This window comes from Acidovorax sp. LjRoot129 (assembly GCF_964253765.1).
In the GTDB taxonomy this organism is placed as follows: domain Bacteria; phylum Pseudomonadota; class Gammaproteobacteria; order Burkholderiales; family Burkholderiaceae_C; genus Acidovorax.
On record NZ_CAXUSE020000001.1, the window covers coordinates 3,570,786 to 3,588,374 of the forward strand.

Below are 17,589 nucleotides of genomic sequence, written 5' to 3' on the forward strand. Positions count from 1 at the left end.
TTCAATTTCACTTTTCACACCACCACCATGCGCCCAGCCACATCCTTCCAGCCCGCTCCGCTGCGCCCTGTTTTTGCCGCCACGCCGGTGGCCATCGCCGCCGCCGTGATGTTCGCCCTGGCCGCGCCTGCCGTGCTGGCCCAGCAGGCTGCGCCAGCCGCCGCAACTGAAGGCAAGGCGCTGTCCACCGTCACGGTGAACGCCAGTGCCGACGCATCGGCACAGGGCCTGTCGCCGGCCTACGCTGGCGGCCAGGTGGCCCGCGGCGGGCGTGCCGGCGTGCTGGGCACCAAGGACACGATGGACACGCCGTTTTCCATCACCAGCTACACCAACGAGTTCATCCAGGACCGCCACGCCCGCAGCGTGGGCGATGTGCTGCAGAACGATCCCACGGTGCGCGTGGCGCGCGGCTTCGGCAATTTTCAAGAGGCGTATTTCATCCGCGGCTTCATCCTGGACTCGGACGACACGGCCTACAACGGCCTGTACAGCCTGCTGCCTCGCCAGTACATCGCCACCGAGCTGTTCGAGCGCGTGGAAGTGCTGCGCGGTGCATCGGCCTTTTTGAGCGGTGCCAGCCCCAACGGCGGCGGCATCGGCGGCTCGATCAACCTGCTGCCCAAGCGCGCGCCCAACGAGCCCTTGAACCGCGTCACGTTCGGCGTGTCGAGTGGCGGGCAGACGCAGCTCGCGGCCGACATCGCGCGCCGCTTCGGGCCCGACGGCAACACGGGCATCCGCGTGAATGCGGCCACCCACAACGGCGGCACGGCCGTGGACCATGAAGACGTCAAGCTCGGCCTGGCAGCCGTGGGACTGGACTGGCGCAGCCGCGACGTGCGCCTGTCGGGCGACATCGGCTGGCAGGACCACAAGCTCAAGAGCACCCGCACCAACGTGACACTGGGCGCCACGGCCACGCAGATGCCCATGGCCCCGGACGGCGGCACCAACTTCGCACAGCCCTGGACGTATTCCAACGAGCGCGACACCTTCGGCACGCTGCGCGGCGAGTGGGACATCACGCCCGGCATCACCGGCTGGGCTGCGGCCGGCGCACGCCGCAGCTCCGAGGCGAACTCGCTGGCCAACCTGACGGTCAGCAACAGCAGCACCGGCGCAGCATCGACCTACCGCTTCGACAACACCCGCAAGGACAGCGTCAACACCGGTGAAGCAGGCCTGCGCGGCAAGCTGCAGACGGGCAGCGTGGGCCACGAATGGGTGGTGGTGGCATCGCACTTCAGCGCGGACAAGAAGAACGCGTATGCCATGGACTTTGCCAACACGCAGGCCACCAACCTCTACAACCCCGTGTACAGCCCGCTGCCAGGCTTCAGCGCGGGTGCCTTCCGTGGCGGCGACCTGGCCGACCCGCGCCTGACCGGCAGCACGCGCCTGACCAGCTTTGCCATCGGCGACACCATCTCGCTGCTGGACAAGCGCCTGCTGCTCACCGGCGGCCTGCGCCACCAGAAGCTGGAGATCGCCAACTACGCCTACGGCACAGCCGCCGAGACCGACCGCTACGACCAGAGCCGCACCAGCCCGCTGCTGGCGGCGGTGTACAAGCTGGACAAGAGCCTGTCGCTGTACGGCAACTACGTGGAAGGCCTGAGCCAGGGCCAGACCGCGCCCTCCACCGCCGCCAACCGCGGCGAGATGCTGTCGCCCTATGTCGCCAAGCAAAAGGAAGTGGGCGTGAAGTTCGACGGCGGCCGCTTCGGCGGCAGCGTGGCGCTGTTCTCCACCACCAAGCCGCGCGCCTACGTGGGCAGCGACAACATCTTTCGCAGCAACGGCAAGGACCGGCACCAGGGTATCGAGCTGGCCGTGCAGGGCGAGGCCACCAAGGGCCTGCGCCTGCTGGGCGGCCTGACCTGGCTGGAAGCCAAACAGCTGAACACAGGCACCGCCAGCACCGACGGCCGCCGCGTGATCGGCGTACCCAAGCTGCAGGCCAACATCGGTGCCGAATGGGATGTGCCGGGCGTGACCGGCCTGGCGCTGGACGGCCGCCTGGTGCACACCGGCTCGGTCTATGCCAACGCCACCAACACCATCGGCGTGCCCAGCTGGAACCGCCTGGACATGGGCGTGCGCTACCTGACCGAAGTGCAAGGCCGCCTCGTGACGCTGCGTGCCCGCGTGGACAACCTCACCAACCGCAACTACTGGGCATCGTCGGGCGGCTACCCCGGCGCGGGCTACCTGGTGGTGGGTGCGCCGCGCACGCTGTCGGTCAGCGTGGGCGTGGACTTCTAACGAGTGGTAGGCGTTGGTCTGGACCAGCGCCTCACCCTGCCTTGTTCGGGCTGACCTGGCTTGTGCGGGACGTGATGAAGCGCCCCAGATGCGCGGCCCTGGCTGAAGAGCCGCTGGCGCCGCCCAGGGCGAACGGTGCTGCCCGAGGCTGTCGCCCATGTCAGGCAGAAATTGAGGCAAAAAAGCCACCCAGCGCTTATTCCACAAGCGCAGGAAGCTATCAAAAAGTGAGTATTTCACCGCCCCTGCATTTGCAGGTGCGCGGAGCCTTGCGCCCCGCCCTTTGTTGCTGTCGTCGCTATTGCTGTTCTTGTCATCAAACCATTGAAAGGAAAACGTTCATGTCCTCGCACCCCTCCCTCAAGGCACCGCTGCTGGCCACCCTGCTGGCCTGCGCCACCCTCGCCGCGGTCAACACCGCCCACGCCCACCAGGTCTGGCTGGAAAACGCGGGCGGCCAGGCGCGCCTGCACTTTGGCGAGTTCAACGAGAACCTGCGCGAGACCTCGCCTGGCCGGCTGGACAAGTTCAAGGGCGTGCCCACGCTCGAGCAGCAGCGCAGCGGCGGCGCCGCCCAGCGCGTGGAGGGGCAGCTGGGCAAGGATGCGTTCACCTACACCACCACCGGCACGCCAGACACCCTGTTCGCCACCGCCCACTACCCGCTGATCGACCGCAGCCAGCGCAACCTGCCAGCGATGTACTGGCAGCCTTCGGCCCGCTGGGTGGCGGGCCTGACGCAGCCCGTGGCGCCCACCGCGCCGCTGGACCTGGTGCCCACTGGCAAGCCCGGCGAGTTCAAGGTCGTGTTCAAGGGCGCACCGCTGCCCAAGACCAAGGTGCAGCTGGCTGCCCCCTCGGGCTGGACGCGCGAAGCCGAGGCCGATGCCAACGGCACCGTGGCCTTTGTCACACCGTGGAAGGGCCAGTACGTGGCCGAGGTCAAGCACAGCGACAAGACCCCCGGCGAAGCGCAGGGCGAGAAGTACGGCGAAGCCAGCTACGTGACCACGCTGACGTTTGTGCTGGCCGAGGGCATGGCATCGCCCGCGCTGCCGCCTGCGCCCCACGCGCACTGAGGCGCTGAGGCACTGAGGCGCTGAGGCACTGAGCGCTGACGGCGACTGCGCAGCAGCCTCGCGCTTGCTTCGCTGCCGCCCTGCAGCCCTGCGGACACACAGCCACCCGGACACACGCAGCGGTTTGCGCGGCGCGTGCTGCGGCAGCGGGGCACCCCCCGCAGGTCGGCAATGTGATCCATCGGTCTCGGCGGGCGCACGTCGCCATTGCGTGGCCGACAGCCCTGCCCCCATGGCCCTGCTTCCACCCGCTGGGGGCTGGGCCTGCCCCAGCAAGTCCGTCTTCGACCCCGGCCGTCGCCAGTACTCGTGCCACAGGCCGCGTCGGAAGCCCTCTCGCTCAAATATCAAGCCCATTTGCCGTCTAGCGCTTGTTCCATAAGCCTTAATAGCTACCAAAACCATAGCATCATGATTCACCCCCATTTCTTTCGCACCGCGGTGGCCCAAGCCGTCTGCCTTGCTGTGTGCGGCGCGGCGCACGCGCAGGTCGGCACGGCGGATGTCAATGCCAATAGCAGCGCCAGCACGGAAGCCAACACCCTTGTCACGCAGAACACCACCGCGCCCTCCCTGCGCCAGGTCGACGTCATCGACTCCACCGCAGGCGCGGCGGCCACGCCCGCGCGGCGCGCGCAAAGCAGCTCGCGCCTGGGCCTGTCGGTGCTGGAGACGCCGCGTTCGGTCAGCGTGATCGACAACGCGCTGCTGGAGCAGCAGATGGCCACCACCGAGCGCGACGTGCTGCGCAATGCCTCGGGCGTAGCCACGCGCAGCGAGTACTACGGCTCGTACTCGCAGTTCTCCATCCGCGGGCTGTGGGCCAACAACACCTACAACTTCCTGCGCGACGGCGCCAAGTTCGTCCACCTGCTGGACCCACCGCTGTTCAACATCGAACGGGTCGAGGTCATCAAGGGCCCTGCCGCGCTGGAGTTCGGCCAGGTCGCGCCCGGGGGCCTCGTCAACTACGTGAGCAAGCGTCCCCAGGCCGACCCGCTGCGCACCATCAAGATCGGCGCCGGCAGCCACGGCTGGCGCAGCGCCGAGTTCGACCTGACCGGCCCGCTCAACACCGACGGCACGCTGCGCTACCGGCTCGACGGCGGCGCCAGCCGCGGCGGCAGTTTTGTGGACGGCAACACCCCGCGCAAGCAAGGCATTGCAGCCAGCCTGGAGTGGCAGATCACGCCCGACACCGTCTGGCGCGCGCAGGCGGAGACCCAAAGCATCGACGGCACCTCCACCTCCGGTCTGGCCGTGCCAGACCCCAAGAATCCACGCAGCGCGGACGTGCTGCCGGTGGGCGCGTTTTATGGCGAGCCCTGGTTGAAGACCGACGGCCATCTGCGCTTTTATTCCACCGAGCTGCAGCACCGTTTGACGGACCAGCTGGAAGCCCGCGTGCACCTGTCGCGCAACGAGACCTTTCGCAACGTGAACATCGTGTCGCCCATGGGCCCGGCGGCCAACGGCCGGGTGCCGCGCACCTACTGGATGGCGCCGGGACAAAACTACACGTCGGACACGGCACTGGCCGAGCTGCGCGCGCAGCTGCAAACCGGCGCGGTCAAACACACCATGCTGGCGGGTCTGGACTGGCGCGCCATTGCGGGCTTCTATGGCGCGCGCACAACGGGCAACCTGGGCGCCATCGACCTGTACAACCCCATTGCAGGCCTGGTGCCACCCGTGGCCTCCACCGGCGTGGGCAAGCTCTCCTCCGACGCCCGCAACACCGGTGTGTTCGTGCAGGACCGCATGGTGATGGGCGACTTCGGCCTGCTGCTGGGCCTGCGCCATGACAAGTTCAAGGACGCCTACACCGCGCCCGTCACCGACCTGAGCCAGACGCAGCCCAGCGCCGCGCTGAGCTGGGAAGTGCGCCCGGGCAGCATGGTGTACACCAGCTACGCACGCTCGTTCCAGGCCAACTCGGGCACGCTGATCTGGGGCGACCGCGCCGCGCCGCCCTCCGAAGGCAAGCAGCTGGAAGTGGGCTGGAAGCAGGAATGGCTGGACAAGCGCCTGATGACCACGGTGTCGGCCTTCGACCTGGAGCTGACCAACGCGCCCGCCACCGACCCGCTGCATCCCGGCTACTCGGTGCTGACCGCGCGCCAGCGCATCAAGGGCGTGGAGCTGGAGCTGCAAGGCCGCATCACACCTGGCTGGACGGTGACGGCCAATGCGAGCTTCCAAAACCCCAAGGTGCTGGCTGACACCACGGCCGGGGCTAACGTGGGCAACCGCGTCGCGCTGGCCACGCGCCGCAACGCATCACTGTGGACGCAATACCGCCTGCCGCAACTGCCCGGCCTGTGGGTGGGTGGCGGCCTGGTGCACCAGGGCGACAAGTTCATCGCCAACGACAACAAGTGGCGCCTGCCGGGCTACACCGTGGTCGACCTGGCCGTGGGCTACCAGTTTGCGGGTGGCGTGCGGCTGCAGGCCAACCTGAAGAACGCGGGCAATCGCCGCTATTACCTGGACGGAACGACCACCACGGCAGGTTTTGGAAGCGTCGTGCCGGGCACGCCACGCAGCCTGCAGGTGTCGCTGGACTACACGTTCTGACGGCCGCGCTCCGGCGCCCGTCACACACCGACCGAGCACCCAACTCCCAGCACCCATCACCGGGGCTGGGGGCAGGCCCCCCGTGCCTCGCATCCGCTACCGGACATCCCGTTCCCGGCGCCCAGTGCGCAGGCCCGGTGCGGTCGGGCCTGCACCATTTTTTTAACGATCGGAGAACAGCACCATGAAAACTGGCATCACCGTTTGCCGCACTGCCATCGCCCACGCCACATTGCTGGCGCTGTGCGGCGCCGCCCATGCGCAACAAGCCGCGCCCGCCACCACCACCGCGCCATCTGCCCCCACGGCTGAAAAGACCTTGGCCCCCGTCACCGTTAATGCCGGCGGCGAGCAGCAAAGCCCCACCGCCCCTGTCACCGGCTTCGTGGCCCAGCGCGCGCTCAGCGCGACCAAGACCGACACACCGCTCATCGAGACCCCGCAGGCCATCAGCGTGATCACCCGCGACCAGATGGAAGCCCAGGGCGTGCAGACGCTGCGCCAGGTCACTGCGTACACGGCGGGGGCTGTGTCGAACTATTTCGACGCCCGCAGCGATACCTTCAAGGCACGCGGCGGTGACGTGACGCAGTACCTTGATGGCATGGTCCGCTTCATCGGCTACTGGAACGACACGCGGCCCGACCCGTACACGCTCGAGCGCGTGGAGTTCCTGCGCGGCCCCTCGTCGGTGCTGTACGGCCAGGGCAGCGTGGGCGGTGTGCTCAACCTCACCAGCAAACGCCCGCAGGCCGAGCCCTTGCGCGAAGTGCAGGTGCAGCTGGGCAGCAACGCGCGCAAGCAGATCGCCGCCGACATGACCGGCAAGCTCACCGAAGACGGCCAGTGGCTTTACCGCCTGGTGGCTGTGGGCCGCGACAGCGACACGCAGGTGGACCACGTGCGCGACGACCGCCTGGTGATCGCGCCCACCGTGACCTGGAAGCCCAGCGCCGCCACCTCGCTCACGCTGCAGCTCACACACCAAAAAGACAAGAGCGGATCGCTGATCGGCTTCTTCCCGTGGCAGGGCACGCAGCTGCCCAACCGCTACGGCCAGATCCCCACCAACACCTTCATCAGCGAGCCGGGCTGGGACCGCTACAACTCCGAAAGCACCTCCTGGGGCTACCTGTTCAGCCACCAGATCGACAGCGCCTGGACCGTGCGCCAGAACCTGCGCCGCAGCGTGAGCGAGGTGGACTACCGCACGCTGTACACCAGCTTTGCCGCCAACGCAGCCCTGGGCCGTCCCGCACGCCCGGTGTTCAACGCGGACAACCGCACCGTGCTGCGCGACGCGTCGTGGACGCTGGGCAACGCGCGCATGCTGCTGGTCGACACCCAGGTCGAAGGCAAGCTGCGCTGGGGCGACACCGAACACACCGTGCTCGGCGGCCTGGACGTGCAGCGCAACCACTGGGGCCAGCAGACCTGGCGCTCCGTGGCGCCCGCCATCGACGTGTACAACCCCGTGTATGGCAACTTCACGGCGCCATCGGCATCGGCCCTGGCACGCGTGCCCAGCGTGGCGCAGCGCCAGCTGGGCTTCTACGCCCAGGACCAGATCAAGTGGGGCCGCTGGACTGCCACGCTGGGCCTGCGCCATGACAACGCCAAGAGCGACACCGAAGGCCGCCCCGCAGCAGCCGCAGACGACAAGGCCTGGACCAAGCGCGCGGGCGTCACGTACCAGATGGATGGCGGCTGGGCACCGTACGCGGGCTATTCCGAATCCTTCCAGCCTCTGGGTGGCGCCAACCTCTACGGCGTCCCCTTCAAGCCCCAGCGCGGCGAACAGTGGGAAGCTGGCGTGAAGTGGCAACCGTCGGGCCAAGGCATCAGCGCCTTTGCCGCCGTCTACCAGTTGCGCGAGAAGAACCGCAAGACCACCGACCCGACCAACCCGCTCAACAGCCTGCAGATCGGCGAAGTGAAGGTCAAAGGTGTTGAGGCCGAGATGACCGCCAGCCTGGCCCGCAATTGGGACTGGACCGTGGGCTACGCATTCACCGACGCCAAGATCAGCCGCAGCAACACCGGCGACCAAGGCACCCCCGTAGCCAGCACGCCGCGCCATACGGCATCAACCTGGCTGAGCCACCGCTTTGCCAGCAGCGGGCGCGGCGGCTGGACGGTGGGCGCCGGCGTGCGCTACACCGGCTCGCAGTGGAGCGGCACCAGCGCCATCAGCACCCCGGCCGCCACGCTGGCGGATGCCATGGTTGCTTACGACGCAGGCGACTGGCGCGTGGCCTTCAACGTGGTCAACCTGGCGGACAAGGTGCACATCACCCAGTGCCTGGCGCGGGGGGATTGTTTCTACGGACAGGCGCGGACGTATACGTTGACTTCAACGTACCGGTTTTGATGGCGCCCGCGTTGAAATTTTGAGCCCAAACAGGGCCCAGCGCTTGCTGATCAATCGCTTATAGCTAGCGTTTTGATAGCAAACGCATCCAATCGCTGGCGGCGTGGTTTGGCAATCGATGTGCTGAATGCGGCCCGCCGATGCGGAGGACCGCTGTCGTTGAAACTCCAAAGCCGGGCATGGCCGGCCCGCCGCTGACAAGCTTGCGCCCTGCGCGCGGGGCCGCTTCAAGGGGTGGAGCGACCCCGCCCTATCTCCCCTTGCCTCTCACTCAGCCCTTTGCAGATCGACAGGTGCGTGTTCACGCGCGGCGCGCAGGCTGGGCATTGAGCTTCTTCGTGCGGCGGGCATTCAGCCCCGCAGCAGCGGCCAGCAACAACGACAGCAGGAACACCCCCCATTGCGACAGCGTGGGAATCCCGGTGGCACCCGGCGCCAAAGCCAGGGCCACGCCGCCCGGGTCCGCAATGGTGCCGTTCTGCGCCAGATCGTCATCCCCCAGGACACCATCGGTGAGCACTAGCGTCACGGTGCTTCCACCAATCGTCGCGCCAGCGAAGGGGTACCAGTGGGGCGCGGGCTGGCCCGGCGTGGGGCCGTACTTCAGGTACACAGCGCCCGGCGGAAACGGCTGCGGATAGGTCAGCGTGACCGTCACGGTAGCTCCGTTCGGGCAGCCCCCGACCACCACATCGAGCAACCCCTGGCTGAACACAAAGCCCGCCGTGCCACCGGGTGGCGGCGAGGCGGGGGCGCCCGTCAACGGGATGAAATCCGCGCGGTCAAAACCGCAGCCCACGGGCCCCGACAAGCTGGCATTGACGGTGCCGCCTCCGCCCGGGCTCGTCCCCGTCGCCGTGGTGGGGCGCGACCGCGTCACGGTGACTGTGTAGGCCCTGGGGGAGCCATCCTGGGCGGTCACCTGCACGGTGATCACGTTGGTGCCAACGTTGAGCGCAATGGGGCCCGACGCGTTGCCGCTGGTGACGGCAACCCCGTTGACCGTCACGCTCGCACTGCTGTCCGCCACGGTCGGGGTGACAGTGAGGGAAGCGCCGGGGACGGTGGCCGTGTAGTTTTGCTGCGCCGCGCTGAACACGGGGTTCAAGGTGCCGCTCGACAGGGCCAGCGCGGCCAGATTGTTGTTGGCCGACACCGCACGCGTCACCGTGACCGTGTAGGTTTTGGTGGTGCCGTTTTGCGCAGTGACCACGACCGTGACGGTGTTCGCACCGGTGTTCATGGCGATGACGCCGGAGGGGCTACCGCTGGCCACGGCGACGCCGTTGACCGTCACCGCAGCGTTCGGTTCATTGACCGTCGGCGTGACGGTGATGCTGGCGGTCGCGGCCGCAATGGACATCGTGTAGCCCGTGGTGCTCGGCGCAAACGCCGGGCTGATGCTGCCGCCCGACAAGGCCAGGGCCGACAGGTTGGCATCGCCCGATCCCGCGCGCGTCACCATCACGGTGTAGGTCTTGGTGGTGGTGCCGTCCTGCGCTGTCACGACAGTGGTGAGGGTGTTGGCGCCCACCGCCAGCGCAATCGCGCCCGAGGCACTGCCGCTGGTGGTGGCCACGCCGTTCACTGTGACGCTGGCAGTGGCATCGGCCACGGTGGGCGTCACGGTGAGTGAGGTGGCGCCGTTGCCGACGCTGGCCGTGTAGCTGGTGGTGCCGGCGGCAAAGGCAGGCGCCAAGGTGCCGCTGGACAGGGACAGTGCAGACAGATCAGCGTTGCCCGAAGGCAGCGCGCGCGTGATGGTCACGGTGTAGCTTTTGGTCGCGCCGTTCTGGGCGGTGACGACGATGGTGACCGTGTTGCTGCCCGGGTTCATCGCGATGGCACCCGAGGCGGCCCCGCTGGTGACAGCCACCCCGTTGACGGTGATGCTGGAAGTGCCAGCGGCCGCCGTGGGGGTGACGGTAAGGCTGGAGGTCCCGGCCGCGATGGAGGCGGCATAGCCCGTCGTGCCCGCCGCGAACACCGGGCTCAGGGTGCCGCTAGACAGGCTCAGCGCAGACAAGTCAGCGTTGGACGACGCGGCACGGGTCACGGTCACGGTATACGTCTTGGTCGTGGTGCCGTCCTGCGCTGTCACCACAGTGGTGAGGGTGTTGGCGCCCACCGCCAGCGCAATCGCGCCCGAGGCATTGCCGCTGCTCGTGGCGACACCGTTCACGGTGACGCTGGAGGTACCAGAGGCCACGGTCGGGGTCACGGTGAGCGAGGTGGTGGCGTTGCTGACGCTGGCCGTGTAGCTGGTGGTGCCACCTGCAAACGCAGGTGCCAAGGTGCCGCTGGACAGCGACAGCGCAGACAAATCGGCATTGGACGATGCGGCCCGGGTCACGGTCACGGTGTAGCTCAGCGGCGTGCCGTTCTGCGCGGTGACGGCGACGGTGATGGTGTTGCTGCCGACATTCAGCGCAATCGCGCCCGAGGCGTTGCCGCTGGCGGTGGCCACGCCATTGACGGTAACGCTCGCAGTGGCGTCGGCCACGGTCGGAGTGACGGTCAGCGACGTGGTGGCATTGCTCACGTTGGCCGTGTAGCCGGTGGTGCCCGAGGCAAACGCGGGGGTCAGGGTGCCGCTTGAAAGCGACAGCGCGTCCAGTTGGTTGTTGCCCGACGCGGCACTGCGGGTGACCGTCGTGGTGTACGTCTTTGTGGTGGTGCCGTCCTGGGCTGTCACTACTGTGGTGATCGTGTTGGTGCCAACTGCGAGCGCAATCGCCCCCGAGGCATTGCCGCTGGTGACAGCGACCCCGTTGACGGTGATGCTGGCAGTGGCGTCGGCCACGGTTGGTGTCACGGTGAGCGACGTCGTGTTGAACGGGACGCCAGCGGTGTAGGACGTGGTACCCGAAGCGAACACAGGGCTTAGTGTGCCGGCCGACAGAGCCAGGCTGGAGAGGTTGGCGTCGCTCGACGGCGGAGCGGCGCGCGTGACGGTTGTGGTGTAGGTCTTGGTGGTAGAGCCGTCTTCAGCCGTGACGACCGTCGCAATGACATTGCTGCCGACATTCAGCGCAATGGCGCTGGATGCGGCCCCGCTGGTCACGGACAGCCCATTGACGGTGACGGTTGCGCGACCGGTGTCGCTGACTGTCGGCGTGACGGTGATGGAGGCCGTGGCATTGCTCACTGACGCGGTATAGCTGGTCGTGTTGACCGCGAAAACCGGGGACAACGTACCGCTGGAGAGGCTCAGTGCCGCAAGATTGGCAATGGTGCTGTAGACGGGATTGGCGAAAACAAAGGTGTTGAATCCTTGCCAGATATTTTGGTTGCCCGGCTGCGGTGCATTTCCGCCGTCTGAAGTGATGCGCACTTCAGTGACACTGTCGAACTGTGCCGGCAGCGTGACGGTGCGGGCGTATCCACCATTTTGTGTAATAGCGAAGTTGAACGGCGTGCCGCGGGGAACTCCGTTCAAATAGGGAGTGGCGGTGTAGTTGGAGTTCATGCCGTAATAATCCTGAATTAGGAAACTGGTCAGCTTGAACTTGCCCGCCTGGCTTTTGATGATGAACGAATACGCCGACTGATTGTCCTGAGCCCCAGCCGACGTGTCTAAAATCAAAACCGTCCCGACGGCGCCCAAGCCGTTGTTGAACGTTGCCACTGTGCCGGTCGGTGTCCCGCTGGAAGCGGCGAAGAACATTTCGTAGGAAATGTTGGGGATGTCCCCGCCATCACCCTCGCTGTCGTTCAACGTTGCGCCGAAATTGACCCAATTGGCGCCGGTGTTGACGGAGACAGTCCCGGCCACCGACTGCAAGAGTTCGCGGTACGCCGGGAACACCAGTGCAGCAGTGCGCATGGCACCTGTCTGGCGCTCCAGCATCCAGTCTCCCCCTTTGTCGAGGTAGCCCGTAGGATTGGTGGATGCCGCGACTCGAGCACCCGTCGCGTCAGCCAGCATGGCGGTCAACTGCTGCCCATCGGGGCCCTGTCCGACTTCGCAGCCGTACAACAACAAGTCAGCATCGCTGCGCAGAGCTGCACGAATGCGGGCCAGGTCTGTGCTCCGCTGCACCAGCGCGTTCCTGTCCAACTTCAGCGAGCCCAAATTCACAACGCCCGGCGCGCCGTGCGATATCAAATGGACGGCAGGAACATTCCTGCGGCCCACCAACGCATCGGCGATTTGCCGCAGGCCGTCTTCCCGGGCATTCAGCACCACGACCTCCAGAGAGGCACTCGCATCAGCTGCCAACTGCTGATAGTCAGCCACATCGCTTTCGATGAACAAAATGCCAGTGGAGGGTTGGAGCCCTGGCGCCGAACGGGCCGCAGCAAAGGCGGGGAACGCCACCGTGAGCAACACCCACGCAAGGGCTAGAAAAAAGAGCGCCTGTAAGGAGACGAGATTTCTGGTGAGTTTTTCCACTGAGTCTCCGACGCAACAATTAGTAAGTACGCGCAGTACATCATGATTACCAATAATCAACTACCTTTAAGTTGGTCGTTTGCATGACAGGAGGCACAGGCGCGAAGAATCGGGTCGTCGTACCTTTGGCGCCCCGATTTCCACCTCGTTGAACCGGTCTCGACGCCCGATATCCATCGCACCCTCAAGCGGCTGGAGGCACAGTTCTTCTGATGCATATGCCACTTAGGGAGAGCTACCCAAAGCGGGCTCATCGGTCGGCGGCGACGGCAAGGCACGCACTTTCACCAAGCGCTAGCGCACCCGATGGCACGTCGCGGTGTTCAGCTTGTTGTTTGCCACCCACATCCCAAGGCCCCAAGGTGTTTACCCCTGTGGCGCCTCTGCGGCCTCGCCATTAGCATCCCCCTCCGTTGCAAAGTGCAACGATCACATCACCGCAGGCATCAAATTTGCTTCAAGCGACGGCCCGAAGACATTACCCACATGTGTTTTGGCCCGTGATTAATTGTCATCAAACAAAATTTGATAAAGGAAACTTGCTAATGAAAACGATGAACCGCTGCGCTGTGGCCGCGCTCGCCCTGATTGGAACGTCTGCCGCATTTGCGCAGAGCAGCGTCACGCTGTACGGCCGGGTCAACACCACGTTCGAACACCAAAAAGAAGGCAACGTCTCCAAGACCGGCCTGTTCAACAACTCCTCCCGTTTTGGCTTCAAGGGCCAGGAAGACCTGGGCGGTGGCTTGTTGGCTGGCTTCCAGCTGGAAAGCGGCTTTGATTCGAGCTCCGGCGCTTCTGACTCCCGCGGCATTTTTGCGCGCCAGAGCGAGGTGAACCTGTCCGGCGGCTTCGGCATGGTGCGTCTGGGCAACTTCACTTCCGAGTCGTACTACGCCACCGCTGACTTCATCAGCAACCACAACCACGACACCGGCTCGTCGGCCGACGCGCTGTACGCCTACCCCGCCCGCGACATCAACAAGATCGCCTACCGCACCCCCAGCTTTGGCGGCGCCACGGTAGAAGCCGGCTGGGCCATGCACGAGCAGCCCAACGGCGCCGGCGGCAAGAACAGCATGGACCTGGCAGCCAACTACGAAATCGGCAAGCTGGGCCTGGGCGCTGGATATTCCAAGCTGGGCGACCAGAACCAGTTTGCAGTGCGCGCTTCGTACTCGGCCGGCCCCTTCGTGGTGGGTGCCTATGTGCAACGCGACAAAAACGTGTTCATCGCCAACGGCGGCAACCGCACCAACGTGCGCCTGTCGGGCGCCTACATCATGGGCGTGTCCGAGTTCCACCTGAACGTGGGCCGTGCGGGCAACTACTCCCACGTGAGCGATAGCGCTGCTACCCAGTACACGGTGGGCTACAACCACAACCTGAGCAAGCGCACAAAGCTCTACGCCTTTTATACCCGCATCAACAATAACAACAACGCCACCTACGGCGTAGCCACTGCGGGCAACGACTTCAGCTCCTTCGCGATGGGTGTGCGCCACAACTTCTGATGGCCTGACACCCGCTGCTGCCCTGACTGGTGGGAGGGCAGAGACACAGCTATTTACCCCGTACTTCTTTGGAAGTGCGGGGTTTTTTTATGCCCGCTGAAGATGAGTGGCAAGCCGTTGCTGGGGCGCAGACGCCAAGTCGCAGGATGGCCCGGGCACACACCTTGGACCCGAGGTCACCGCCCCAGCACAGCCACCTGCATTTGGGTGCGGATCTCAAAGCCCAGGCTTTCGTACAGGGCAATGGCTGCGTCGTTCGTGGTCCAGGCATGCAGAAAAGGCCGGTCCCCGCGCTGCTGGATGGCGTGGGCCACCACCGACGAAAGCCGGCGGGCGAAGCCGCGCCCCCGAAAGTCAGGATGGGCGCAAACGCCGCTGACCTCGGTACCGCCCTCAAAACGCATGCGCTCTCCCGCCATGGCGACCAGCCTCCCACCGGACCGGATACCCACGAAGCGGCCCATGGTGGGGGTGCGCCAAAGGAACGGACCGGGCTCGGTCAACTGCGCCAAGGTCAGCATCTCGGCGGCATCGGCGTCGCCCAGCTCCACGACCTCCTCAGCACCGGGCTCCGCCGCAATGGCGCGCGTGGCCAACATCTGCACGCCCTGGGCGCGGCGAAGGGCCTGCATCCCGTCGGGCACAGCGATGGGCTGCGCTTGCAGCACGAACGCCGATTCCCCCTCAGCCACCAAGTCCGCCAACGCTGCGAGGCTGGCCGGGTCGCCCTCATCCCGCGCCGAGGCAAACAGATTGACATCACGCCGGTAGCGTTTGGCCAGATTGCCGCCTTCTGCCAAGTTGGGCGCGTAGCTCAGCGATGCCCAGACGGGCCGATCGAACGGGTTGGGCGTGGTCATCGTGCTTTTTCCTTTGCTTTGGTTGTGGCCGCTTTTTTGCGCTTGCGTGTAGCTTGCTCGGTGGCGATGGAGGCAGCCGAGCGCTGCAGCAGCGAGGTACGTTCCAGCCCGGACTCCAGGGCCGCCAACTGGTCCAGCAAAGGCCCTTCAAGCGACGCGCACACCTGGGCGACGGAGGCTTCGAGCACGGGCCAAACATCGCGCTGCGCCCGCTGGACCAGGGCCTGGCCTTGCGGGCTGAGCGCCACCCGGCGCACTCGCCGGTCGCCGTCCACGGCCTCCGACTGCACCAGCCCACTGTCTTCCAGCCCTTTCAAGGAGCGGGTGACCACGGGCTGGCTGACGCCGACCGCTTGGCTCAACTCGCCCACGCCCAGCGCGCCATGCCAGTCAAGGGCCGCCAGCAGCGGAAAGTGCGCTGCGGGCATATCGATGCCGTGCTGGGTCAGCAGTGCCTGCGTTTGCGCCTGCAGCGCCTCGCCAATGCGCTTGAAGCGCGTGCCCAGAGTGAGGAATCCGAGTTCCTTGACGACGTCTTTGATCATGGTTTATTTGGTTAGATATATATCATGATATGCAACTAACAGACTGCGTCAATTCATTTCTTCGCCGTTGCCTTGGCACTTCTTCCAGGACCCATTCCAACGCGCAAAAAACAAAAACCTGCAGGCGCTCTCGCAGGACCTGTTCCTGAAAGATCACCCGCAGGCTTTGACTGAGCCACGCAGGGCGCGGGGCTGCGCACAGCCCCAGAGCCCCGGCGCCCATGTCCCTTACACGTTCATGATCGACACCAGACGCGTGTTCAGATGCGCCTCGATGGCCTCCGGGCCACCTTCCGAGCCATAGCCGGAATCCTTCAGACCACCGAACGGCAGCTCTGCGGCAGGGGCGGCTGCCTGATTGATCCAGAGCATGCCCACTTCAAGGCGCTGGGCCAGCAAGTGCGCGTTCTTCAGCGACGTGGTGAAGGCATAGCCGGCCAGGCCGAACGGCAGGCGGTTGGCTTCGGCAATTGCGTCTTCGATCTTCTCGAAGCCGCGCACCGCGGCCACGGGACCAAAGGGCTCTTCGTTGACGATGCGGGCCGACAGAGGCACGTTGTCGAGCACGGTGGGCTGAAAGAAATTGCCTTCGCTGCCAATGCGCTCGCCACCCGTTACCAGCGTAGCGCCCTGCTGCACGGCATCGGCCATCAAGTCGGCCATGGCGGTGATGCGGCGGGGGTTGGCCAGCGGGCCCATTTGCGTGCCGGCTGTCAGGCCATCACCCACCTTGAGGCCTTGCGCGTACTTGGCAAAGGCCGCGACAAAGTCGGCGCGGATGCTTTCGTGCACCAGGTAGCGCGTGGGCGAAATGCAGACCTGGCCTGCGTTGCGGAACTTGGAGCCGCTGGAGATCTTGATGGCCAACTCGAGGTCAGCGTCCTCCGCCACGATCACCGGCGCGTGGCCGCCCAGCTCCATCGTCACGCGCTTCATGTGCTTGCCCGCCAGCGCCGCCAGCTGCTTGCCCACGGGCGTGGAGCCGGTGAACGTGACCTTGCGGATGATGGGGTGTGGAATGAGGTAGCTGGAGATTTCAGCCGGGTCGCCATAGACCAGGCCCACGGTGCCGGCGGGCACGCCCGCATCGGCAAACGCGCGGATTAACTCGGCGGGGCTGGCGGGGGTTTCTTCGGGCGCCTTGACCAGGATGGAGCAGCCTGCGCCCAGCGCGGCAGCAAGCTTGCGCACCACTTGGTTGATGGGGAAGTTCCACGGCGTGAAAGCCGCCACCGGGCCCACGGGGTCCTTGATCACCATCTGGGTGGCCTTGAGGTTGCGCGACGGCACGATGCGGCCGTACACGCGCAAAGACTCGTCGGCAAACCATTCGATGATGTCGGCAGACGCCATGGTCTCGACCTTGGCTTCGGCCAGGGGTTTGCCTTGCTCTTGCACCATGATGGCGGCGATCGCATCGGCACGTTCGCGCATCAGCGCAGCGGCGCGGCGCATGGTCTTGGCGCGCTCGGCGGCAGGGATGTCGCGCCAGGCTTCAAAGCCCTTTTGTGCAGCGTCCAGAGCGCGGTCCAGGTCGGCCTTGCTGGCGTGGGCCACGCGGCCGATTTCCTTGCCGGTGGACGGGTTGAACACGGCGATGGTCTTGCTGTCGACGGCATCCTGCCATTGACCGGCGATAAAGAGTTGGGTGCTGGGGTAGCTCATGCAAAGGCTCCTGATGACGAAACGGTGGGACGGAACGCGCCGGGCCCACAGGGGCCGTGCCGCGCGCGAAACCAGACACTATAGGCGCCAGCGCGACGCCCCGCAGACGCACTGCGGTAACTCCGCCCTGCCGGGCTGGCTATTGGCCAGCCACACACCGGCACGGGGTTTGCGCTGCGTGGCCCGACGCAGTGCAGACGTAGTGTTGTCGACGGCTTGCGCAGCGCTTCGACAAGCTCAGCGTGAACGGGCGGTGAGGATTGAGGGCGCGGGGCGTCTCTCTCCGCTCTCCGCTCGCCAGTTGCCGGGCGCCG

General features: G+C 66.0%; 9 protein-coding genes. 5 read left to right on the plus strand and 4 right to left on the minus strand.

Translation table 11 applies throughout. From position 1 onward, the window contains the following. Nucleotides 1-27 precede the first annotated feature (27 nt). The 4 genes from ACSQ3Q_RS16360 to ACSQ3Q_RS16375 all read left to right on the plus strand — a co-directional run bounded on the left by ACSQ3Q_RS16360 (nt 28) and on the right by ACSQ3Q_RS16375 (nt 8,295). Nucleotides 28-2,268 (plus strand): TonB-dependent receptor, encoded by a 2,241-nt coding sequence (locus ACSQ3Q_RS16360; RefSeq protein WP_436135399.1) that lies wholly within the window; start codon nt 28-30, stop codon nt 2,266-2,268. 341 nt (nt 2,269-2,609) lie between these two features. Then, a complete protein-coding gene (locus tag ACSQ3Q_RS16365; protein WP_436135400.1) occupies nt 2,610-3,347 on the plus strand; it encodes a DUF4198 domain-containing protein in 738 nt (245 codons plus the stop codon). Between the two features lie 411 nt (nt 3,348-3,758). Beyond that, entirely contained in the window at nt 3,759-5,924 is a 2,166-nt protein-coding gene (locus ACSQ3Q_RS16370; RefSeq protein WP_436135401.1) for a TonB-dependent siderophore receptor, read from the plus strand. 184 nt (nt 5,925-6,108) lie between these two features. Beyond that, entirely contained in the window at nt 6,109-8,295 is a 2,187-nt protein-coding gene (locus ACSQ3Q_RS16375; RefSeq protein WP_436135402.1) for a TonB-dependent siderophore receptor, read from the plus strand. A gap of 301 nt (nt 8,296-8,596) precedes the next feature. On the opposite strand, the gene ACSQ3Q_RS16380 is transcribed toward ACSQ3Q_RS16375, so the two are convergent. Beyond that, on the minus strand, nt 8,597-12,553 hold the full coding sequence (locus ACSQ3Q_RS16380) for an IPTL-CTERM sorting domain-containing protein (protein ID WP_436135403.1): 3,957 nt from the start codon (nt 12,551-12,553) through the stop codon (nt 8,597-8,599). Between the two features lie 683 nt (nt 12,554-13,236). Between ACSQ3Q_RS16380 and ACSQ3Q_RS16385 the strand changes: the two genes are divergently transcribed. Further along, nucleotides 13,237-14,205, plus strand: coding sequence for a porin (locus tag ACSQ3Q_RS16385; RefSeq protein ID WP_436135404.1), 969 nt, complete (start codon nt 13,237-13,239; stop codon nt 14,203-14,205). A 176-nt stretch (nt 14,206-14,381) separates the two neighbouring features. Here ACSQ3Q_RS16385 and ACSQ3Q_RS16390 read toward each other — a convergent pair whose 3' ends face one another. From ACSQ3Q_RS16390 to ACSQ3Q_RS16400, 3 genes are all read right to left on the minus strand, one after another. Beyond that, nucleotides 14,382-15,065 carry a GNAT family N-acetyltransferase gene (locus ACSQ3Q_RS16390; protein ID WP_436135405.1) on the minus strand — a complete coding sequence of 228 codons (684 nt, stop codon included), beginning with the start codon at nt 15,063-15,065 and terminating at the stop codon, nt 14,382-14,384. Further along, nucleotides 15,062-15,610 carry a MarR family winged helix-turn-helix transcriptional regulator gene (locus tag ACSQ3Q_RS16395; RefSeq protein WP_436135406.1) on the minus strand — a complete coding sequence of 183 codons (549 nt, stop codon included), beginning with the start codon at nt 15,608-15,610 and terminating at the stop codon, nt 15,062-15,064. The genes ACSQ3Q_RS16390 and ACSQ3Q_RS16395 overlap by 4 nt, the downstream gene beginning before the upstream one ends. A 228-nt stretch (nt 15,611-15,838) precedes the next feature. Beyond that, nucleotides 15,839-17,275: an NAD-dependent succinate-semialdehyde dehydrogenase gene (locus ACSQ3Q_RS16400; protein WP_436135407.1), complete on the minus strand. Its 1,437-nt coding sequence runs from the start codon at nt 17,273-17,275 to the stop codon at nt 15,839-15,841. Between the last annotated feature and the right edge of the window lie 314 nt (nt 17,276-17,589).

Coding starts and splice junctions, on each gene's coding strand:
- ACSQ3Q_RS16360 (WP_436135399.1), top strand. CDS start 28: ATGCGCCCAGCCACATCCTTCCAGCCCGCTCCGCTGCGCCCTGTTTTT.
- ACSQ3Q_RS16365 (WP_436135400.1), top strand. CDS start 2,610: ATGTCCTCGCACCCCTCCCTCAAGGCACCGCTGCTGGCCACCCTGCTG.
- ACSQ3Q_RS16370 (WP_436135401.1), top strand. CDS start 3,759: ATGATTCACCCCCATTTCTTTCGCACCGCGGTGGCCCAAGCCGTCTGC.
- ACSQ3Q_RS16375 (WP_436135402.1), top strand. CDS start 6,109: ATGAAAACTGGCATCACCGTTTGCCGCACTGCCATCGCCCACGCCACA.
- ACSQ3Q_RS16385 (WP_436135404.1), top strand. CDS start 13,237: ATGAAAACGATGAACCGCTGCGCTGTGGCCGCGCTCGCCCTGATTGGA.
- ACSQ3Q_RS16390 (WP_436135405.1), bottom strand. CDS start 15,065: ATGACCACGCCCAACCCGTTCGATCGGCCCGTCTGGGCATCGCTGAGC.
- ACSQ3Q_RS16395 (WP_436135406.1), bottom strand. CDS start 15,610: ATGATCAAAGACGTCGTCAAGGAACTCGGATTCCTCACTCTGGGCACG.
- ACSQ3Q_RS16400 (WP_436135407.1), bottom strand. CDS start 17,275: ATGAGCTACCCCAGCACCCAACTCTTTATCGCCGGTCAATGGCAGGAT.